This window comes from Vibrio sp. YIC-376 (assembly GCF_052353105.1).
Lineage (GTDB): Bacteria > Pseudomonadota > Gammaproteobacteria > Enterobacterales > Vibrionaceae > Vibrio.
Window position 1 is genome coordinate 302,435 of the sequence record NZ_JBBWFK010000003.1, and the last position, 22,943, is coordinate 325,377.

The 22,943-nt window shown below is 43.8% G+C and carries 16 protein-coding genes; 8 read left to right on the forward strand and 8 right to left on the reverse strand.

The window, feature by feature from the left end:
• Nucleotides 1-18: 18 nt before the first annotated feature.
• Complete coding sequence (gene malQ / locus WJM94_RS08370) at nucleotides 19-2,199, reverse strand: 4-alpha-glucanotransferase (RefSeq protein ID WP_444493792.1); 2,181 nt, start codon at nucleotides 2,197-2,199, stop codon at nucleotides 19-21.
• A 165-nt stretch (nucleotides 2,200-2,364) separates the two neighbouring features.
• The gene (locus tag WJM94_RS08375) at nucleotides 2,365-4,818 is read right to left on the reverse strand and encodes a glycogen/starch/alpha-glucan phosphorylase (RefSeq protein WP_444493793.1); all 2,454 of its coding nucleotides are present in this window, start codon (nucleotides 4,816-4,818) and stop codon (nucleotides 2,365-2,367) included.
• 719 nt (nucleotides 4,819-5,537) lie between these two features.
• Between WJM94_RS08375 and malT the strand changes: the two genes are divergently transcribed.
• From malT to sstT, 8 genes are all read left to right on the forward strand, one after another.
• A complete protein-coding gene (gene malT, locus WJM94_RS08380) occupies nucleotides 5,538-8,246 on the forward strand; it encodes an HTH-type transcriptional regulator MalT (RefSeq protein WP_444493794.1) in 2,709 nt (902 codons plus the stop codon).
• A 712-nt stretch (nucleotides 8,247-8,958) separates the two neighbouring features.
• Nucleotides 8,959-9,876: a DUF368 domain-containing protein gene (locus WJM94_RS08385; RefSeq protein WP_444493795.1), complete on the forward strand. Its 918-nt coding sequence runs from the start codon at nucleotides 8,959-8,961 to the stop codon at nucleotides 9,874-9,876.
• Between the two features lie 144 nt (nucleotides 9,877-10,020).
• Complete coding sequence (locus tag WJM94_RS08390) at nucleotides 10,021-10,446, forward strand: hypothetical protein (protein ID WP_444493796.1); 426 nt, start codon at nucleotides 10,021-10,023, stop codon at nucleotides 10,444-10,446.
• A 9-nt stretch (nucleotides 10,447-10,455) separates the two neighbouring features.
• The gene (locus tag WJM94_RS08395; protein ID WP_444493797.1) at nucleotides 10,456-11,073 is read left to right on the forward strand and encodes an SCO family protein; all 618 of its coding nucleotides are present in this window, start codon (nucleotides 10,456-10,458) and stop codon (nucleotides 11,071-11,073) included.
• Nucleotides 11,063-11,524, forward strand: coding sequence for a copper chaperone PCu(A)C (locus WJM94_RS08400; RefSeq protein WP_444493798.1), 462 nt, complete (start codon nucleotides 11,063-11,065; stop codon nucleotides 11,522-11,524). Before WJM94_RS08395 ends, WJM94_RS08400 begins: the two co-directional genes overlap by 11 nt.
• Before the next feature lie 161 nt (nucleotides 11,525-11,685).
• Complete coding sequence (locus tag WJM94_RS08405) at nucleotides 11,686-11,988, forward strand: glucose PTS transporter subunit EIIB (protein WP_444493799.1); 303 nt, start codon at nucleotides 11,686-11,688, stop codon at nucleotides 11,986-11,988.
• Between the two features lie 278 nt (nucleotides 11,989-12,266).
• Nucleotides 12,267-13,343 carry a ribosome small subunit-dependent GTPase A gene (gene rsgA, locus WJM94_RS08410; protein ID WP_444493800.1) on the forward strand — a complete coding sequence of 359 codons (1,077 nt, stop codon included), beginning with the start codon at nucleotides 12,267-12,269 and terminating at the stop codon, nucleotides 13,341-13,343.
• Nucleotides 13,344-13,699: 356 nt separating this feature from the next.
• Nucleotides 13,700-14,920: a serine/threonine transporter SstT gene (gene sstT / locus WJM94_RS08415; RefSeq protein ID WP_444493801.1), complete on the forward strand. Its 1,221-nt coding sequence runs from the start codon at nucleotides 13,700-13,702 to the stop codon at nucleotides 14,918-14,920.
• Between the two features lie 66 nt (nucleotides 14,921-14,986).
• On the opposite strand, the gene pdxY is transcribed toward sstT, so the two are convergent.
• The 6 genes from pdxY to WJM94_RS08445 all read right to left on the reverse strand — a co-directional run bounded on the left by pdxY (nucleotide 14,987) and on the right by WJM94_RS08445 (nucleotide 22,518).
• Nucleotides 14,987-15,856, reverse strand: coding sequence for a pyridoxal kinase PdxY (pdxY, locus tag WJM94_RS08420; protein WP_444493802.1), 870 nt, complete (start codon nucleotides 15,854-15,856; stop codon nucleotides 14,987-14,989).
• A 97-nt stretch (nucleotides 15,857-15,953) separates the two neighbouring features.
• A complete protein-coding gene (locus WJM94_RS08425) occupies nucleotides 15,954-16,148 on the reverse strand; it encodes an AbrB/MazE/SpoVT family DNA-binding domain-containing protein (protein ID WP_444493803.1) in 195 nt (64 codons plus the stop codon).
• Nucleotides 16,149-16,256: 108 nt separating this feature from the next.
• Nucleotides 16,257-17,567 (reverse strand): putrescine-ornithine antiporter, encoded by a 1,311-nt coding sequence (gene potE, locus WJM94_RS08430; protein ID WP_444493804.1) that lies wholly within the window; start codon nucleotides 17,565-17,567, stop codon nucleotides 16,257-16,259.
• Between the two features lie 61 nt (nucleotides 17,568-17,628).
• Complete coding sequence (gene speF, locus WJM94_RS08435) at nucleotides 17,629-19,809, reverse strand: ornithine decarboxylase SpeF (RefSeq protein ID WP_444493805.1); 2,181 nt, start codon at nucleotides 19,807-19,809, stop codon at nucleotides 17,629-17,631.
• Nucleotides 19,810-20,215: 406 nt separating this feature from the next.
• Nucleotides 20,216-20,662, reverse strand: a complete 447-nt coding sequence (locus WJM94_RS08440; protein ID WP_444493806.1) for a helix-turn-helix domain-containing protein — start codon at nucleotides 20,660-20,662, stop codon at nucleotides 20,216-20,218.
• A gap of 677 nt (nucleotides 20,663-21,339) precedes the next feature.
• Complete coding sequence (locus WJM94_RS08445) at nucleotides 21,340-22,518, reverse strand: tetratricopeptide repeat protein (protein ID WP_444493807.1); 1,179 nt, start codon at nucleotides 22,516-22,518, stop codon at nucleotides 21,340-21,342.
• Nucleotides 22,519-22,943 lie beyond the last annotated feature (425 nt).

Sequence of the window (22,943 nt, forward strand, 5' to 3'; positions counted from 1 at the left end):
TAAATCACTCTATTCATTTTACTTGCCTGCCTGCGCACGAACTTCAGTCAGGCGTTTCGCAATTCGATTCACATCTTCACGGCTGAAAATTTCATCTAGGTTCATTGACAGCTTACGACGCCAGTTAGGATATTCATCTACTGTACCAGGGATGTTGACTGGTTGATCCATTTCCAGCCAGTCTTCGAGCTGAACACTAAGTAGCGCTGAATCACCAGAGGCAACGTGAAGTTGAAGTGCTTCGCTCAGGTAAGAATCCATTGGGACATACTGCGCATCGTGACCAATGCCTTCAGGTAGGTAACCATGCCAGCGAACGCTATCCAGAATGCCTTGTTTGCACTTCAATCGGTCAGCAAACAGACCTTCCAGTTGCTCTTCATCTGGGTACAGGCCAATCTCACGACCCATTTTCAAGTCATCACAGTGCCAGAAACCACGTAACGTTGGCATATCGTGTGTACACAGTGCCGCCATAGACTGCTCTGCGTAATGTTCCGGAGAAATGAAACCGCCATCTTCTTTTGATGTTTCGAAGAAGAATACTTTGTAAGAGTGCACACCCGCATCGCGAAGGATATCGACGATTTCATCTGGCACAGTACCTAAATCTTCACCGATCACAGAACACTGATGGCGATGAGATTCAAGCGCTAAGATTGCCAGCATATCTTCTACTGGGTAGTACAGGTATGCGCCTTCAGTTGCCTTCTCACCTTTAGGAATCCACCATAGGCGTAGCAAACCAAGCACATGGTCAATACGCAGCGCACCACAGTGCTTCATGTTTGCACGCAGTAACTGGATGTACGCCTCGTAACCTGTTGCTTCCAACACTTGTGGATTTAACGGTGGCAGCCCCCAGTTTTGGCCCAGAGGACCAAGCACATCAGGTGGTGCACCAATACTTGCGTCCAGAACAAGGGTACCTTCGTCAGCCCAAGTTTCGCTACCGGAATCTGCCACGCCTACTGCCAGGTCACGGTACAGACCAACAGACATACCTTTTTCTTCCGCAAGTACTTGAGCTTCTTTGATTTGATCGTCTGCAATCCACTGTAGGTACATGTACAAGTGAACACGATCCTGATTGTCTTTGATGTATTTCTGAGTACCCACAGAATCAAACGAACGGTACTTATCAGGGAACGCTGGCCAACCCCACATATTTGAGTCTTCAGCGTGAAGATCAGCATGGATTGCATCAAACGCCGCTTGATGCAACAAGCTTTCGCCGCCTTTCTCGACAAAGTCTAAGAAGGTTCGGGCACGTTCAGTATTCTTGTCCAGGTGGCGTGTTTTAAACTCGCTAAACAGAAGCGGTAATACGCTCATCTTAAGCGCAGAAACTTCTGTGTAATTCACCCAGTGTGAGTCACGAGCTTTTTGCAGACGTTGCTGGAACTCAGCGCTGCCAACTTGTTGTTGCGCTTCTGCACTTAGTGCGAATTCAGGTACAGAAACCACATCAATGTACATGATGTTCAACCAACGACGAGACGATGGGCTGTATGGGCTAGCACCTTCTGGGTTTGCTGGGAACAGTGAATGAATTGGGTTCAAACCAATGAAGTCACCACCGCGAGACGCAATGTCGCTGACAAGTTGCTTAAGGTCGCCAAAATCACCAATACCCCAGTTATGCTGAGTACGCAGTGTGTAAAGCTGGATGCTCGGACCCCAAAGCTTTTTGTGTTGGTTTAGCTCATCCTGTTTGTAACAAGCTTTAGGTGTAATGATCAGTGACATTTCATAAGGTGTTTTACGACGCTTACGGCTGATGATCAATTTGTGATAACCCCATGCCAAATTTTTTGGCAATGCAAACACTAGAGGGCCACCCTCGGCACGTTCGTCACGAACAATCTGAGACTGAAGATAGCCTTCAAGTACCTCTCCTTGCTCTGTTTCTAAACGCCAGCTGAATTCACTCTCACGAGCACTCGTACCTAGGTTTAGTTCCACTTCGACAGGGTCGCCGTCACGTAAAACAAGAACAGGGGCTAGTACGTCTTTCTTATGTTTTCTCTCAGCAGAAGCTAATAGTTTTTCGTCGCTGCTAATATCGTAGCCAAGTGACGCGAGCAAACGGCGCAAAGTCTCATCAGACACTTTAGCCTCTTCTCCCCAGGCGCTCACGTAGCTATCAGCCAATCTCGCCATTGCCGCGACTTTCTTTAATACTGTTTGTTCTTTCATCGCTTTCTCCGAAGGTAATACAAACACCTTCCATGTAGGGTTTTATAGTTATCAATAACTTATATTTGGAAATAACCAAAGGTAGCGCTCGGCTACCTTGGTCGTATACCCAAGTGACTTCAAGATGCAAAGTTTAGAGCAGGGTTACTTGGGTATATTCTCTTATTAACGGTGAACCGGTTCTAGTTTCCAGATGTTATTCACATAGTCGCGAATTGAGCGGTCTGATGTGAACTTACCTACTAGAGCAGTATTAAGGATGGCTTTCTTAGCCCAACCAGCCTGATCTTTATATTGCTTATCCATATCTTCATGCGCTTTCACGTAAGACGCGAAGTCTGCAAGACATAGGTATGGGTCACCGCCATCAAGCAGGCTATCGTACGTTGCACGCAATAGACCCGGTTGACCTGGAGTAAACTCTTCACCCGCTAGTAAATCCATCGAAGCTTTCAACAGGTGATCCGCATTGTAGTAATCAAATGGGTTGTAACCTTGAGCTTTCAGCGCTTTCACGCCTTCAACGTCCAGACCGAAGATGTAGATATTCTCGTCACCAACTTCTTCACGAATCTCAACGTTCGCACCATCCATCGTACCGATAGTCAAAGCACCGTTAAGCGCCATCTTCATGTTACCAGTACCCGATGCTTCTTTACCCGCTAGCGAGATTTGTTGTGATACATCCGCTGCTGGAATAATGATTTCTGCCATACTCACGCGGTAGTCAGGAATGAATACCACTTTTAGCTTGTTACCGATGCGAGTATCGCTGTTGATCTTCTCTGCAATTTTGTTGATTGCGAAGATGATTTCTTTCGCTAGGTGGTAACCCGGTGCCGCTTTCGCTGCGAAAATAACAACACGTGGTACACATTCGAAATCAGGTTCGTTAAGAATGCGGTGGTATAGAGACAATACGTGTAGCAAATCTAAGTGTTGACGTTTGTACTCATGCAGACGCTTGATTTGAACATCGAAGATTGCATTGGTATCAAGCTCGATACCCATGTGCTCTTTCACCCATTTAGCCAAGCGTTCTTTGTTCTCTTTCTTTACTGCCATGAATTCTTTTTGGAATTTCTCGTCAGTTGCGTACTTCGCGATACCTTCTAACAGCTCAAGCTTCGCAGGCCATTCGTCACCGATTTTGTCTGTGATTAACTTAGACAAACCAGGGTTACAGAACTTCAACCAACGACGTGGGGTGATACCGTTCGTTACATTATGTAGGCGAGTTGGGTACATTTCGTGGAACTCTGGGAACAGGTCTTTCTTAACCAATTCAGAGTGAAGCGCTGCCACACCATTTACTGCGTAAGAACCGATAACACTTAGGTTAGCCATGCGAACCATGCGGTGGAAACCGTCTTCAATAATAGAAAGCTTCTGTTGCTTCGCTACGTCACCTGGCCACATCGCGCGTACTTCTTGTAGGAAACGATGGTTGATCTCGTAAATGATCTCCATGTGACGTGGAAGTAAGTGCTGGATAAGCGACTCTGGCCATGTCTCTAGTGCTTCTGGTAGCAAAGTATGGTTAGTGTACGCAAATGTGTGCGAGCAGATTTCCCATGCCGCTTCCCAAGTCAAACCTTTCTCATCTACAAGGATGCGCATTAACTCAGGGATCGCGATTGTTGGGTGTGTATCGTTAAGTTGGATTGCCTCTTGCTTAGGCAGTTCTTCTAGTGAGTAACCTGCTGCTTCATGACGGCGCAGAATATCGCGTACTGACGCTGCAGAGTGGAAGTACTGTTGCATTAGACGAAGTGTTTTACCTTTCTCGTGGTTATCGTTCGGGTAAAGCACTTTAGTGATGTTACCTGCGTCGATCAGCGCGTGCTGAGCTTCGAAGTAATCACCATTATTAAAGCTAGCTAGAGAGAATGGTGCAATTGCCTGACATTCCCAAAGACGCAGAGGGTAAACCGTGTCTGATTCGTAACCTACGATTGGAAGATCCCACGGCATCGCTTTTACCGTCATGCCAGGAACCCATTTACGAACTTCTTTGCCATTCTCGTTAACCACGTCAACATGACCGTAGAAGCCGATTTCCTGTGCAAGTTCTGGACGAGCGACTTCCCAAGGGTAACCTTCAACTCCACACCATGCATCTGGCGCTTCTTGTTGACGGCAATCTTTGAATGACTGTTTGAACAGACCGTATTCATAGTGAAGGCCGTAACCTACAGTAGGGAATTCTTGTGCTGCACATGAATCCATAAAACATGCTGCCAGACGACCAAGACCGCCGTTGCCTAATGATGGATCGCGTTCTTCTTCTAGAAGGTCAGTTAAGCTATGACCTAACTCAGTCATTGCCTCTGTCACTTGCTCGTACAGACCCATGCTGATTAAGTTGTTACCTGTTAAGCGGCCGATCAGGAACTCTAGAGAAAGGTAGTTAACACTCTTCGCGCTCTTGATACGAGGATCTTCTTCAGTTGCAAGCAAATCAAAAGTAGTGAACTCAGCCAATGCGCGACCCATTGCCAGGTACCATGCGCGGCTATCTGCGTTTTCAACGGTGTGTGCGTAAGTCACTGATAAGTGTTTTTTTACGCTGTCCTGGAACGACTTTTTATCAAATTTTTTCTGTTGTGTAGGTTTCATTAAGAAATTCTCACGTCTTTTAGTAATTCATCTGCCATACATCGTGCATTTAGCGGTGTGAATAAACATCCTCCTAATTCTCCTCCTTTGAAGGAGGAGGAATGAGGGCGTAGAGGGGGGTACCCTCGATCAGTTAGTGATCTAAATCTCAACAACACTTAGTTCGTTCGAGTTCTTAGTGATTTCGATCACAACCGAATATGAGAAAAGCATGAATTATAGTTATGACGGTTTTTAGGACTCATAGAACCTACGATGCAAAATTTGTCTTAGCGATCACATTTGCCCAGTTAACGACAATGAAATCTGCCAAACGCTGTGCAGAAAAATACATACTTTACCAATCTAAAACGCCTTAAAGTGATCTTGTTCACAAATCAAGGGCGTAGTTAGTGCCATTTAGGTTCTCTCGTGAGAATTAAGAAGTGGATCAAAGTAAGCTGCATTTCTGATGTCGTAACATCCCAAACGCTTTATAAGACTTGTACACTTTTTAAACACACTAAAATCGAGTAATTGTTCGTTTTAGTTCATTTTTATACCTAAATAACCTTGAGATAAGTACCGTAATCACCAGAAATATAACAACATAATTAGGTTCACCTTATTAGCTGAACTGCAAAAGGGTTGCTCAGTAAGGCAAGTACTAAAATGTATCTTGGCACATATGAGAATCTTGAAGTTATTTAGGTATACATAAATTAAGGACATAATTACTAATGTGGATTCCATCTAAGCTTACTCGCCCAGGTCGTTTACACAACGCCATTGTACGTCCTCGAGTGCTGGACCTCCTGCAACAAGCCCCTTACTACAAATTGGTTTTGTTTCGCTCTCCTGCTGGCTACGGTAAAACGACAATGGCTGCTCAGTGGCTGTCAGATAAGCCCAACGTTGGTTGGTATAGCATCGATGACAGTGATAACGACGGCTTTCGTTTTGTCAATTACCTGTTGCAAGCATTGAACAAAGCAACCAACTACAGTTGTGCTAATGCCCAAAAACTGGCGGAAAAGCGCCAAATATCCTCGTTGCGCTCTCTATATAGTGAACTCTTTGCAGAAATGGCTGACTTTCATCAGGAATGCTACGTAGTACTTGATGACTACCACCTGATCACCAATGATGAAATTCATGAATCCATGCGCTTCTTCTTAAAACATATGCCAGATAACCTGACCGTAGTGGTCACTAGCCGTGCTACACCACCTTTGGGTACAGCGAATCTGCGCGTACGCGACTTGATGATCGAAATCGGCAATGAAATGTTGGCATTCGATACAGAAGAAACCACACGCTTCTTTAACCAGCGTATCGCCGATGGTATCGATGAAGATATGGCGAATAGCTTGCGAGCGTATGTTGAAGGCTGGCCTTCTGCGCTACAACTCATTGCTCTGCAAGCGCAACATCAAAACCGTACTTTGGCACAAACCGTTGAGTCGGTATCTCAGTTCAATCACGCGCATCTATGGGATTACCTGGTAGAAGAGGTGTTTGATCTGCTCGATCACGAGACTCGCCACTTCTTAATGCAAGTATCGGTTTTAGACCATTTTAACGATGAGCTAGTGTTTGCGTTGACTCAGCGTGAAGATGCGCTTGGTATGATCGAATCCTTAAATCGTTACGGCTTGTTTATTTATCCTCTTGAAGGCGAACATAACTGGTTCCGATTCCACAACTTGTTCGGCGAGTTTTTATCTCACGAGCGTCAGGCTCGAATACCTCAACAAGAGAAAGACCTGCACCGTAACGCGGCGTTGGCATGGTTACAGCAAAAGTCGCCACATCAGGCGATTCACCACGCTCAAAAGTCAAATGACAAACACTTAGTCGTTGAAATTTTGAATGAATTTGGCTGGAAAATGTTTAACCAAGGCGAGCTAAGTACCTTGGAGCGGGCGATTCATCAGCTAGATTCGGAGCTGCTGTTCAGTCATCCGAAACTGACCATGTTACGAGCCTGGCTGGCTCAGAGTCAGCATCGCTACAACCAGGTCGGTCAGTTACTAGAAGAAGCCGAAGCCGAGCATAAAAAACGCAATATTGAGCTTGATGTTCATTACCAAGGTCAGGCAAACGCTTTACTAGCGCAGGTGGCGATTAACAGTAACCAACCAGAAAGAGCGCTTGAGCTGGCAGAGCTTGCGTTAAGTAAGCTCGATCACACTATCTATCGCAGCCGAATCGTCGCAACGTCCGTCGTTGGAGAAGTAAACCACGTACTGGGCAAACTCGATCGCGCATTGCCAATGATGCAACAAACTGAAAAATTGGCACGTCAGTATCAGGTTTACCATCAGGCACTGTGGGCGATTTTGCAGCAAAGTGAAATACTGATTGCTCAGGGTTACGTCCAGGCCGCATTCGAAGTGCAGGACTCAGGCTTCCGCTTAATCGAAGAGCACCAGCTCCAACATGTTCCGCTGCATGAATTTTTGCTGCGTATCCGTGCGCAAGTCCTCTGGTGCTGGAATCGTTTAGACGAAGCCGAAGAGTGTGCTTATAAGGGTTTACAGATCCTTGAAAACCACTCACCAAGTAAGCACTTACATAGCTACTCGATGCTGGCTCGTATAGCCATAGGACGCGGTGAACTCGACAAAGCCGGTAAGTTTATTGAGCACATTCAACACTTGATGAAACAGTCTACTTACCACGTTGACTGGACTGCGAATGCGTCACTGTCTCTAATCCTATTCTGGCAAGCCCGCGGTAATACCGAAGCGATACAGGAGTGGTTAAACACCGCAGTTCGTCCGGAATCTGCGTGTAACCACTTCTGCCAGTTACAATGGCGTAACATCGCCCGAGCGTACATTAACCTCGGACAGTATGACGAAGCACGTCAAGCGCTGGACTTTTTACAAAGTGAGGCACGCCGAAGCAAACTGGTAACCGATACAAACCGAAATCTGGTCGTAGAAGCCGTTTTGGCCGCACGCCAAACAAATGAAGAACAAGCGAAAGCATTATTAAAAGAAGCACTGGTTATGACCAACCAGACAGGTATGGTTGGAAATTTCCTGATTGATGGATCAACAATTGGCGGCCTGCTAGAGAAGCTCAGCCTTCGCCATGAGCTGGGTGATTTGGAGCGCCATCGAGCACAGCAACTGATGAAAGACATTTCATCGAACCAACGCAGCCGTTCAATTCACTTTGACGAAGACTTCATTGAAAAGCTGGTGAACCACCCGAACGTACCGGAGTTAGTACGCACTAGCCCGCTAACTCAACGTGAATGGCAAGTATTGGGATTGATTTACTCTGGCTTTAGTAATGAACAAATTGCACAAGAGCTCGATGTAGCAGGTACTACCATCAAGACCCACATTCGTAACTTGTATCAAAAACTGAATATTGCAAACCGTAAGGAAGCAATTATTACAGCAGAAAATTTGCTGCAGTTGATGGGGTACTAAAACAAGTTAGTCACCTTAATCAACACTAAGAAGGGTTGGCGTATTGCGTCAGCCCTTTTTTATTTAAGAACTAACAGAAACAGTAGTACACAAAGTAAGCAGAGATTTTGTTCAGACAAAAAAATAGCCAACCGCAATGATCGCGATTGGCTTATATATACTGTGAACAATCTGTATTCACTAACAACGTCAGTTGGCTAGGTGACCCTCGGCTTAAGAAGGGTCGCGGCGTATTAAGCATATAACATGCCAACTTTAATAGACTTATTTTTGCGATTAAGATCCCATACATAACTTCTTTCTGACACATCTCGTCGCAAAACGCGAAAATATATTGCAATTGGCAATTTCATTTTGCAAAAAAAAACACGCTTATTTACAGGAAAACGCATTCTGTTTTGAGATGCTGCGAAAAAGCGCCCAGCGTTTGTGAATTAATCAAAAGGTTAGATATGAGCCACAATACCAATCGTAGTAAATAACTGGACATTCTAGCTTGATAAAATACTCGATAACGGCGTTAACTTTTCGTTTAAAAGTAAGTTGATTGTAGAATAACTACTTATCGAAAAATGTTGCCTTATTCTAAAGCATTTTATCTAAGCTATTTCTGAACACTGACTTACTGTGATTGGTATAACTACTATTTCATACTTTTTTGACAGCAATGTTTGTATACTCTCTGCCATCTAAACGACTTAACCGTAGAAAAATGAATTATCTAATTACTTTCTTCAAAGGAATCGCCATGGGAGCCGCCGATGTGGTTCCCGGTGTCTCAGGCGGTACCATCGCTTTTATTACTGGTATTTACGATACGCTGCTAGAAAGCATTCGACGAATTAACCCTTACCTTTTGACGATTTGGAAAAGACAAGGAACCAAAGCCGCATTTAATCACATTAATGGCTTTTTCCTCATTTCTCTTTTCTCGGGCATTTTCGTTAGCATCGCGACGCTTGCAAAGCTGATCACCTGGCTACTGAATACGCACCCGATTCCGATTTGGTCGTTCTTCTTTGGGCTGATTTTGGTTTCGGTGTACCACATCGTTAGACAAGTAGAGAAGCGTGATGCTATTCGCTTCATTACACTATTGGTTGGCGTGGCATTCGCGTACAGCATTACTGTGCTTAAGCCTCTGCATATGGAGCCAACGATGTTGAATACGCTCATTGCTGGTTCTATCGCGATCTGTGCAATGATCCTGCCGGGTATTTCAGGCAGCTTCATTCTATTACTGATTGGCATGTATACACCGGTACTCGCCGCAGTGAAGGGATTCCAGATGGACATCTTAGCGCTGTTTTTAGCTGGCTGTGTGATTGGTCTGCTGACGTTCTCTCACCTGTTGTCTTGGCTGCTACGCAAATTCCGTGATGCAACGCTTATGTTCCTGACTGGCTTGATGATCGGGACCTTACCTAAGATTTGGCCATGGAAAGAAACGTTAACTTGGCGTACCAACTCAAAAGGTGAGCAAGTGCCGCTACTTCAACACAATTTATCTCCGTTTGAATATGAGCATATCACCTCCCAACCATCACAGTTGGTGATAGCGATTGTGATGATGCTGGCTGCGATCGCTCTGGTGCTTAGCTTAGAAAAGTTCGCAGATTCAAATAAATAAAATTCATTACCTGATAACGGAGCCGATGGCTCCGTTTTTTATTCAATCTAATAAAGCGGACACAAATTCTCGAACTGATCTCGTTGAGAGTTGCTTAGATGTGCTACGATGCTCAGCATGTTAAGTGATAAATGCTGAGCCTTAATGAAACTGTTAAACATAACAGGCGTCGCTGTGGCGCTGGTCGCTGGATTTTACGCCCCTACTTTAATCAAAAGCTTATCAACTTCCTCAGAACTCAAACCGCTTGATGAATATTGCTTTCTATCTACGACGGCTTGCGTCCAGCACGATGTCTCCATGATACTCAATGTCGACAACGCGCAACCGTTAGTTCCGGCGAAACTGACTGTTGAATGGTCAGACAGTCAGGCTGAACAACTCGTACTGAGCCTGTCGGGTCGAGAAATGGAAATGGGAGAACCCAAATTTCTCCTAAAAATGGTTTCTCCCGGAAAATACATGGGTGAAGTGGTTTTGCCTGTCTGTACTCAAGAGTCAATGACTTGGGTAGGAGAGCTAAGTGACGGACAAAACACGATTTATCCCGCCATCAAAATGCATAGATAAGGAATCCTTATGAGCCGTAACTGGTCCCTCATTCTCATAGTCGCATTCGTACTTGGGTTTGGCGCTAAAAGCTATTTAGACAACCAAGAAAAGATCCCTACCGAACAATCTGAGCCTGCAAAGTCAGAACAGACGGTCCTGTTTGGTGAAAACGAGCAACCAGTAAACATCTTTGATGAAAACGATCCACGTATTCGTATCGTATATTTTGGATTTACGCGTTGCCCGGACGTTTGTCCAACGTCGCTAGCGATGCTGGCAGGAGCGCTGAATCAAATTGATGATGCACAAAAAGCCCAGCTACGCCCGATGTTCATCTCTCTTGATCCTGAGCGTGATGAAGCCGATGCATCAGCAAAATATGCTCACTACTTCCACCCAATGATTGAAGGCTTGTCAGCGCCACTGAACATCACAACCCCACTCGCTCACAGCTACGGCGTTATTTTCCGTAAAACAGAGTTAGAAGGCTCTGAGCTGAAATATACCTTGGACCACAGTTCCTATTTCTACTTCTTAAAACCCGATGGAACGTTGATCACTAAAGTCCCGCACACGCTGACACCAGCGCCAATTGTCGAGGCAATTTCACAACTCACCAGACAGGAAGATGCGAATGAAGGTTAAACAAGTATTCAAAACGTTGGCGATGAGTGCTTTGCTTCTTAGCCCTCTCGCCCAAGCCAAATTGGACGTGATGACACATGAACCATACGCCAGAGCGATGGCACCCGGAGCAACCACCAGCGCTGTATTCGTTACCTTTGCTAACCGTAGTCAAGAAAACATCAACATTGTTGCTGCGGAAACGCCAGCGGCAGGGAAAGTGGAACTGCACGATGTCATCAAAGAAGGTGACGTGATGAAAATGCGTCAGATAGACCATATTACACTCAGCGCCAAGGAAACCACTGAGCTTAAACCGGGTAGCTTGCATATTATGCTGTTTGACCTGACGCAGCCGCTTAAAGAAGGCGATGAAATAGAAGTCACGGTGACGTTCGATAGCGGTCTGAAACAGAGCTTTAAAGCGCCTGTTAAAAATGTGATGGAAATGATGAAACACTCCGCACATTAAACTTGTCACTAAGGCTCCTGGAAGAGGAGCCTTATTTTTATTCATTTCCCAATTAGTTGACTGCTATTTATCTAAAGTGCATTTCTGTGCTTTACCCCTCATATGTGTATGCTTAATTAAGATATAAACTAATCTCCACCATCGAGAGATAGACAGGTAGTATGTTCCAAGGGCTAAAACGCATCTTTAAATTCCTGACTCAGGTGAACCCAAATATGGATCAGGATGTCGATACGATCCTGGCGGCGATCGGTGGCATTGAAAATGTTTTAGAAACTGGCGCGTGTGCCACACGTCTCAGACTGACACTCAATTCCACCGCCATAGTCGACAAAGAAGCACTGAAAAAACATGGGGCTCACGGTGTAGTAGTGATAGACGAGCGCCATATCCAGATCATCTATGGCCTGAAAGCCAACACATACTCGCAGATTATGGAAGAGAAAAGGACTAGCCGCACGTAGCGCTTTTAAGAGGAATTCTCTACCTTAATATTATGAGAGCGGCTATACTCTCCAAGTTTCATTCACCAACCGTTTTCAACGAACTAAAGAGGACTCAAAATGATTGTAATGCAAAACACTAACTGGGCATCGCAAGGGTAAACGTCCAAAAACTGTCTTAGTGGCCTAGCTACACCTCTCCCTTCTTTGCCCGGTCTTCACCGGGGTCAAATCTATCCGAATTAGACCCTAATGCGATTTGTATTAAGGCGCTTTGTTGCGTCTGGGATAATTCAATAATGAATAAAACAACTACATTTTTTGAAACACTAACCTCAACGAAAAATCCATTAAAGCGTTTAGGTTGGAAACCGTATTTTCAGCAGCAGCTAACTTTGGATGATTATGAAAATACACTGTTCGCACGAGTTATTGCTCATCACCGAAGTGGTTATTTATTAGCCAGTGAAGGTGGTCAGATTCACCTAAATGCTCACTCCACATTACCCAGCATGACAGTCGGTGATTGGGTCGTATTGGATAATAACCAGCAGTTTTTACGCTTGCTTGATCGGCGTAGTTTGTTCAGCCGTAAAGCAGCAGGTGAGAAGGTCGCCGAGCAACTCATCGCGGCCAACGTTGATACAGTATTCATCGTTTGCTCCCTTAATCACGACTTCAACTTGAGTCGTATTGAGAGATACCTGGCATTAGTCCACGAAGCCGAGGTGGAACCGGTCATCTTGCTGTCTAAAGCAGATCTGTGTGGTAACGCTGATGAGTTAAAAAACCAAGTACAGAAATTGGATCACCTTTTGGTGGTCGAGACCGTAAACGGCCTGGATCAAAACAGCGTCAGCAAGTTAATGAACTGGTGTAGCGAGGGACAAACCGTAGCATTTATTGGCTCATCCGGCGTTGGTAAATCTACACTCGTGAATGCGTTACTCGGGCAATATGAGCAAGCCACTAGTGATATCCGTGAGGACGATAGCAAAGGTCGCCACACCACCACCTCTCGTTCCATCCATCTTTTACCATCCGGCGGTATTTTGATGGACACTCCAGGGATGCGTGAAATTCAGCTCGCAGCTTGTGAATCGGGGGTTAGCGAAACGTTTTCTGATATTGAAACGCTTGCGGAACACTGTCGCTTTAGTGATTGCAAACACCAAACGGAACCGGGTTGCGCAGTACAAATTGCAATTGAGAATGGCACTCTCGATGCCCGGCGCTTTAACAACTATCAAAAGCTAATTCGGGAGCAAGCTTTTAATGGTGCTACGCTGGCTGAACAACGAGCTCAAAGCAGGCAGTTTGGTAAACTCACTCGCAACGTAATGAGCGAAAAACGTAAACGCCAGCAAAGTTACTAGCGTTTGAGTTCTTTCTGGTCAATCCAATTAAAGGAGGCATTTGTCTCCTTTTTAGTAACGTTATTCAAAAGCATCATTCATAACCCCCAATATTTTGCAACACAAAGAACTTATTTTGATAACATTGAGCAAACATTTAATCCAAAAACAAACTAAAACTAGACACAAAATATTACCAAGCTAAGATATGTGGCATTCAGCCCAAGAATGGTTGAATATACAAAAACAGGATAATTGATAATCATGTGTTTTAGTGACTAGTAGTGAAGCTACCCCTTGTTCAAACAAGGACATTATCGCCGTGTAATGTTTAGCTATTGCTCAATCACTTAAGCACAACATTGCAGGAATGAAGTATGCAACACAATAGCCTCGTTGCCCGATATGCTCGTGGTAACCTCGTTCTCCAAATCCTAGTCGGTATCGTCTTTGGTATCTTGCTTGCGACAATTTCACCAAGTCATGCTGAAAGTGCGGGTTTAATTGGTAGCCTTTTTGTTGGAGCGCTTAAAGCAATCGCCCCAATTCTAGTTTTTGTTTTGGTTGCAGCGTCTATCGCAAACCAAAAGAAAAACCAACACACTTACATGCGTCCAATCGTAGTTCTCTACCTGCTAGGCACTTTCTTTGCTGCGCTTTCAGCCGTGGTTCTAAGCTTCCTCTTCCCAACCACTTTAACGCTTGTAACTGGCGCTGAAGGTACAACACCTCCTCAGGGTATTGCAGAAGTTCTACACACACTGCTGTTTAAGGTGGTTGATAACCCAGTAAATGCTCTTGTAGAAGCAAACTACATCGGTATTCTTGCTTGGGGTGTTGGTCTTGGCTTGGCTCTGCACCATGCATCAGCGACAACGAAAGCGGTATTCGAAGATCTTAGCCACAGTGTGTCACACATCGTGCGCTTTATTATTCGTCTGGCACCATTTGGTATCTTTGGTCTGGTTTCATCAACGTTCGCAACAACAGGCTTCAGCGCGCTAGCGAGCTACGCTCACCTACTAGCGGTTCTATTGGGCGCTATGCTGATCATCGCACTGATTGTAAACCCAGCAATTGTGTACTTCAAAACCAAGCAAAACCCTTACCCATTGGTATTCCAATGTCTGCGTGAAAGTGGCGTAACTGCATTCTTCACACGCTCAAGTGCTGCGAACATTCCAGTAAACATGGCATTGTGTGAAAAACTAAAACTAGATGAAGATACTTATTCAGTGTCTATTCCTCTAGGTGCAACCATCAACATGGCAGGCGCAGCAATCACTATCACAACGCTAACGTTAGCTGCAGTGCACACCTTGGGAATTGAAGTTGATCTAATGACTGCTCTGCTTCTAAGTGTAGTTGCATCAATATCTGCATGTGGTGCTTCTGGTGTTGCAGGCGGCTCTCTACTTCTAATTCCTCTGGCTTGTGGTCTGTTTGGTATTTCAAATGACGTAGCAATGCAAGTGGTAGCGGTAGGCTTTATCATTGGTGTGATTCAAGACTCGGCAGAAACAGCACTAAACAGTTCTACAGACGTGGTCTTCACTGCCGCAGTTTGTAGCTCAGAGCACCAAAAAGAACATCAATAATCTGTTTGATATTCTATAAAAGGGGGGGAGCCAATTGGCTCCCCCCTTTTTTAAATCAACCATCCGTTAAACAACAGACAATGCCACTTCTTCAATTGGGAAATGTTTGCTTGGTTGTACAAACTCTTGTTGAGCGGCAATAGTCTGCAACTCCCACTCTCCGGCATGGTAAGTGGCACTAAGCACGCCGTAACAAGCATCGTGACAGTGTTGGAAAGACTGTTTCGGGCTCCAGCCTTTCAGCAATCCGGCCGTGAATATAGCCGAAATCAAATCACCTACGCCAACAGGTTGCTTCGCAAATTCAAAATGAGGTCGCTTGGCAAGATAAATACCTTCTTGGGTAGCAAGCAACATATTGAAGCTGCCGTTATCCAGACAGTAAAGGTGTTTTACCAACACGACTTTTGGGCCTTTCGCTAAAGCGCACTGACAAGCTGTTACGGCATCTTCCAACGTATGGATTTCCATTTCAGCAAACTGACTAAGTTCAAACTGATTAGGCACAATGACGTCAGCCATTGGCATAAGACGCGTCAGAAGATTTTCAGCTATCCCTGGAGCAACAATACAACCTTTGTCTGGTGCGCCCATCACTGGATCACAAACGTACAGCGCGTTTGAATTAGCACTTTTTACTTTTGTGACCGTCTCTTCTATTGCCAGACACTGCTCTGCGCTGCCTTGATAGCCAGTTAAGACTGCCTGGCATTTTTCCAGAGCGCCAATATTGCCTAAGCCACGAACAAGATCGCTGATATCATCAGCAGAGAATGCACGACCCGTCCAACCTTCTTGATATTGGGTATGATTAGAAAACTGCACGGTATGAATAGGCCAAACTTCAAACCCCATACGCTGCATAGGAAAAACAGCGCTGCTGTTACCAGCATGACCAAAAGAAACATGAGACTGTATAGAGAGGATACCTTGCATAAGTACCTGTCCTCTTATTTTTGTTATCAATAATTCAAAGACTGCGGCAAGCGCCAGTTTTGCGAAACGGCTAGTGTATCCGACTAGCCCCGATTTTCTAACTCAAATCTTTGTGAATATCATCAGAGTCAGCTAATGCACTGGCCTTAAGAACTATTTTTTTGATTTCCATTTTGTCCTTATTCAGAGCGATTTCTAGGGTATCTCCTTCCCTTATACCGAGTTGAAACAGTATCGCGCTTGGAATGACTACGGCGGTATCGTCACCGATTCTAACAGGTTGACTTATCATCTTTAGTCCTCCAAATGTAGAAAATGACCTTTAAGTTATTGGATGAATAGAAGTCTACAAACAATGAGCCTTCCACACCGTATATGGGAAGGCTCTTAATCATCTTTTTTAATTTGCTAGCGGCTCATGTTTCGCTGCAATCAGACCGTAAGCACTCCAACCTAAGAAAGTGACTATCGAACCCCACATCATAGCCTCGTAGCCAGAGCCATAAAGTGCGTAGAAGCTATAAACAGAGCCAATCAATGCAATAATATTGGTCGCTCTCATCTCACGTTCTGGAACATTCGCCACTTGCTGCATGATAAAGATAGCGCCCATACACAAGATATAAGGGATAACATTCGTTACTACAGCTAAGTTAACTAGCGCTTCAAACTGCTCGCTCAACGTCGGTGATATGGTCATTAGTGACAAGACAGATTGAATGATTGTGATGGCCACCATACCTTTGATTGGCGTGCCACGTTGATCTACTTGAGAGAATAGTTTAGGGAAAAATCCAGCATCAGAAGACGATTTAAACACAGAAGCAATTGTGAACTGCCAGCCTAATAGCGAACCAGCGCACGCCAATACGGCCATCCCTGCTACTGCTTTACCCGCTGTTGAGCCAAGCATGACCGACCATACTGTTGAGAATGGTGCTGTAGAAGCTGCTAGCTCAGAGTTCGCTACGATACCAGAACAGATGTTAGTCGATACAATGTAAACTACCGCTGCGATCAACGTACCGCCTAGCACGGCTATTGGTACGTTCTTCTCTGGATTGTCCACTGATTCTGAGTTAGCACATGCTGATTCAAGCCCAAGGAATGCCCAAAGTGTCATTGCAATTGACGCGCTGACCGCTTCACCAAATGGCAGGTTGTGAGGGTTCCATGCTTCAATGTACATCGTAGGGTCAAACCAGAACCAACCGATGATACCTAGTGAACACACAGGCAGAATTACACCCCATACGCTGAAAGAACCAATTTGCCCCGTAATCTTTGCCCCGCCGAAGTTGGCGAAAGTACAAACCCAAAGAATAGCGACAGTGTACAAACAGGTTTCGACTGGAGATAGCGTCACTTCAAAGAATGCAGATCCGTACCCCACACAGGTAATAGCAATTGCAATATTCGCGATAAGCAGCGACAAACCGTAAGTCCATCCGGCCATAAACGCACCAGATTTACCGAAAGCGTAAGACGCGTACCCGTTCATACCACCATCGCGCTTACTAAAGCGACCACATTTAGCAAACACATAAGCCAAAGCCAATGATCCAGCCGCCGTAATTAACCAAGACAACACTGATATCGTGCCTACTTCTGCCAGTTTACTTGGCAACATGATAATACCGGAGCCAGCCATATTGATGAACGTCAAAATGGTTAGCTGCACCACTGACATTTTTTTAGTTTCAGTACTCATAATTTATTCTCCACGAATAAGCAGTTCGCACCGACGCTAGAGCGTGGTACGAACAGCTAGATTAATCTTTTAGGACATAACAATGTGCAGTGGTTCGACCGTCGACATCTTCAAGGTAAACACCTTGAATTTCTGGCGCAAAGCCAGGGAATCTGTTGATGCCTTCTTCTAGTGATAGGAAGTAATCCACTACATGTTGAGTCCAGATTTCCCCGGTTATCACACAGATAATACCTGGAGGATAAGGAAGAGCCCCTTCAGCAGCTAAACGGCCAACGGCTTCTTTTAGCGGTAAATAGTCGCATTCACCGCGGAAGTATTTGCGTGTTGCCACGTCTGGTTTGTGGACCATTTGAGGGAAATGCTCACAGCGGAACATCGCTTTTTGTAGCTGTTTCACATTCAGCTCTTTGTACATGTCATGCATTTCCTGACATAGCTGACGGATGGTGTAGCCACGGTAGCGATGCTTGTTCGCTTGGTAGACGCCAGGTAATACGATGCTGAGAGGTGCATCATCCCGAATGAATTTTTCGAATCGATTAATTTGAGCCACAAGGTGGCGGATCTTACCCATATCTTCCGCAGGGGTGAGTAAGAACAAGATAGAGTTCAAATCACACTTCTCTGGGATGATGCCATTTTCACGAAGGAAGTTTGCCAACAACGTTGCTGGAATACCAAAGTCTGCGTAGCTACCGTCCTCTGCGATACCTGCTGTAGTTAACAGCAATTTACATGGGTCAACGAAGTACTGGCCTTCACCGTAGCCTTCAAATTTATGCCAGCTTGCATTTGGCTCAAACATGAAGAATTTCTTGTTAGTTGCGATCACGTCCGTGTCATAGCTATCCCAAAGCTGACCATCGACTTCCTTTGGAATGAAAGGACGAATAAGCTCACAACTCTTCAGTATTTCTTTCCGCGCTTCAATACCTGTTTTTACTGCACCTCTCCATAACCGTAATCCTGCCTCGCCATCGTGGATTTTTGCATTCACATCCAGCGCAGCAAACAACGCATAAAATGGAGAAGTAGACGCATGCATCATAAAGGCGTTGTTGAATCGTTTGTGGTTACAGTAACGAGCTTGTCCTTTGATATGACGGTCTTTTTTGTGGATTTGCGAAGTTTGTGAGAAGCCAGCTTGTTGTTTATGAACTGACTGAGTAACGATCACACCAGCGTCTTCTGGTTTCAGATCCAGTAACAATGGAGAGCAATCTTTCATCATTGGGATAAATTGCTCGTAACCTACCCATGCAGAGTCAAATAGAATGTAGTCACAAAGGTGGCCGATTTTATCCATGACGTAACGAGCGTTGTATATAGTACCGTCGTAAGTACCTAACTGAATGATCGCAAGACGGAATGGGCGTTCATCACGCGAACGTTCAGGTGACACTTTTGCGATTTGACCACGAATGTACTTTTCATCAAAACAGTGCTCGTCCATACCACCGATAAAACCCCAAGGGTTACGCGCAGTTTCTAAGTAAACCGGCATACCTCCAGCTTGAATTAACGCACCTTGGTGATTGGATTTGTGGTTATTGCGATCAAACAGCACCAAATCACCTTCCGTTACTAGCGCATTACACACGACTTTATTCGAAGCAGAGGTTCCGTTTAGTACAAAGTAAGTTTTGTCCGCGTTAAACACTTTTGCCGCATGTACTTGTGCTTGATGTGCTGAGCCTTCATGGATAAGCAAGTCGCCTAAATCAACATCCGCGTTACACAAATCACTGCGAAATAGGTTTTCCCCAAAGAAATCGTAAAACTGTTTACCTGCGGGATGTTTTTTGAAGAACTGACCACCTTGATGTCCAGGACAGTCAAACGCCGAGTTCCCCATCTCAACATAGTGAGTCAACCGCTTAAAGAATGGAGGAAGTAGACGACATTCATACTTGGTGACTGCTTCATTGATTTGACGGCAGTAGTAATCGATAGATTGTCTTTCTAAATCAATAACACCTGTTAACCAAACGTAATCTTCAGCAGAGACTGGATTTTCGTCGGTAACTAAGAATACAGGGATTCCATAGCCAGTTTCTGAAATTAATTTATGTAGACCAGCTTTAATGTCTACCGAAGTAATAATAGCAGCACCAACATCTGTTAATTCAACTTGATCTAAAGGTTGTAAACTACGATTAAATTGTTCATCTAGAGATTCAGCTAATATGCTAAAATCTTCTGGCATGTAATTACTAACACCTATAATTAAACGCTTCATTTGTAATATCTCTTTTTGTTCTATAAATATGACAAGGACAGATATTACAAAATAAATATTTATTTAAAATTCAGGAATCAAATTTCGTGATTAATTTTTAACATTCAAAAGACTTATTTGTTGAAATTAAAATTTCGCGATCCTCATCACTTTAGAACCTAAGTCCAAATGATATTGAAAATATAATAAATAGAAAAATAAATTAAAAATTATGTGACGGAAACCTTTGTCATAAGTAACTAAATAAAAGAAAAATAAAATTTTGAGATTTACATCACTATATAATTATCAATAGTATATTATTAGATTTTTAAATATTAATATTTAACTAAATTTAAACATATAATAAAAAAGCCATCAACATGTGTGTTGATGGCTTTTTACTTTAAGTGTAAAGGTAAACGATTCAGTTAAATAGATGACTATCTAACTTAACACCGCTGTGCGACCACTGACGGTAGCGCTTTACTGCATTACCCGACGAGTACATCGTATGTTTACAGTCCATACATTCAACGAAATATAAACCGTTCATACCCGCCATCACATGTAGCCTCCGGCTATCGCAACGCTTACAGGACAAGCGCTTAATTTTAGTATTGACGTCAATACGTCGAGCGAAGTTTAGCGTTTCGTGAGAACATAAAGCGTCCACTGCACTGTCCTTAAATGGATGCTCACTAAGTAAATAATTAATGGCGTAATCATACACAGGGGGAATCGAAGATTTTCCGCTTTCAATATTGGTTATCTTAGCTATGGAAACTCCTAACAAAGATGCAAACTCGGCTTTGCTATATTCCAAGATGAACCTTGAGGAGATAAACTTATCTGCACTAATGATTCTCAACATACACAAATCTCTAACAAAAATAATACAGCGAATGGTGCTTTCCCCATTTACTGTTAAAACATATAATGAAATTTTACTTAGAAATATTTATACGCATATTATGCGACGTTTTAATTCATTTATTATCTTGCAATTAATAAAAAGCAAAATCAACAAATAAAATTTACAATTAGATACACAAACTGAAAATTAGCAATAAAAAATTTAATATTAATTATTAGATTAAGTAATGTCCATGGTTGAACATTTTATTTATAGCAAGAAAATAAATACTACATTAAGCATAGTGAAAAATTATAAACTTTAATTTGATCCTATTAAATACCAATAAAAAAGGGGGGATTTCCCTCTATTCATAAGTTTATCTAGCATAGCCTAACCTAGGTATACAAAATCTGTTGATGAATCGAACAAGTAATAGACAAATGATTAAACTAACTTAAGTACACTCGACAATTAAGAAGAACACTGTTTTTCGTGATAGAAAATGAAGTATGGGTATCAGAATCAAGCATCGCAGGCATGAGATCAATAGCTTCAGATAACACTCACTTTTAACAATATTTATAGTTTTCAAGAAAGTGCTTTGACGAAGGAGAAATGAGGCATAGTGCAAGGTGAGTGCCAATCAAGTTGTCGAGTAAAGAAAAAACCTCTGTACCGAGGCTTTTCATAGATTAAGTTTGTAAAAAATTCTGAGTAAAATCGAGGACATCTTTGGAAGGTTGGGATGATTTTGACTCAGTACCAACCGTCACCATATGGTGCTGAAAGTTGCTGGTACTCCCGCCATGCAACCAGTCTTGTTCTAAACTTTCGTCCTCCGCCAGTACTTCACTTAACTCTTCTTCGTTAGGGAAATACGCTTCGCGTTTATAGACTTTGTTCAAGGCGCGGATAATGGCGTGTCTTTTTACCATACCAGTAGCCAATTTTCGTTGTAATGGTTTGGCAATCGCCTGTAAACCAACCACGACATCCACACCAATGTTACCTGCTACCCGATCACGCAAAATACGAGCAGGCTCGTATCCCATATTGGCCGATAGAAACAGCCAAATGTAGGCGATAGCATTACCGGTTTTACTCGAATCTTTCCAGGCTTCACCGGCATGGTACATCGCTTCTGCATGACCGCTTTCAGCCGCTCTTTCCAGCCAATAACGACCTTTCAAAAAACTCTTTTCAGCTCCTGTTCCGTTTATGTAACACAAGCCAACCTTGATTTCTCCAGCAGCGCTACCTTTCTCTGCCGCTTTCATAAACCAATAGAGCGCATCAGCTTTGTACCCTGACGTATTGTCAGGGGAAAGCTGCCATTCGCCCATATATAGCATTGCTTCAACGCAGCCTTCTTCGGCAGCAGATTCAATTAACTCGTGCCCTTTCGGAATGTTCTTTTCAATGCCTCGGCCAAATACCAACGCTTTTCCAGCAACGAATTTCGCGTCGATATCACCTTCCATTCCTTTAATGGCAGTACGCCAAAAATTTGCCTGCTCTTTAAGAACCACATCCTCACGTACGCGTTCACTGAGCCGGACGATACCATACATCGCGCTGATATTATCCAGCTTCGCGGCCTTATCGTACCAATATAAAGCTTGCTTGATATTCCCTCTTTCTGCTTCTTTAGCTAGAAATAATATCGTCGGGATATGCCCCGTTTCAGCTTTAAACTCGCGCTCTTGAAGCTCTTGCTCACGCGCCTTTTTCATCGCATTCCGGTATGCGGCATCACGCGCTTTCCTCTCGGCTTCGAGACGTTGCTTTCGCATCGACAACGTGATCATCCAGACAAATATCAGGACAAGTGAAAGGCCAGTTGCCGCAACGGCAATGCCTATACTACTCATAAATAGCCTCTTTATTAGTTGGGCTCCAATCTCCTCCCAGCAAGAGGAAATACTTAACAGTCCAATACCGTCCTAGTTGCGGCATATATAGTCTATAGCGACCACTGAGAGAAATTCTGAAGTTTAACTGCAAAGTATTAGATCATTTTATTTATGAGCCACCAACCTTATTTTTCTACGATAATTATCTCCCCATTTTTTATAGAAGGTAATCACGTTTTTGGGGCTGAGACATTCTCCTCCCCTATCATCCCCCCTAACTACTCCTACTAGAATTTACATTTTGATGATGCGTCAGATCTCTCACTATGCGCTCGTTTTAATATTAACTTTGTGAACCAAGTCAACTGTGTAAGAAAATTTTCACTTGTAAAAAACTTAACTGCCTGCACTCACATTTTGCTGATGATTCAGTGTATTAGCAT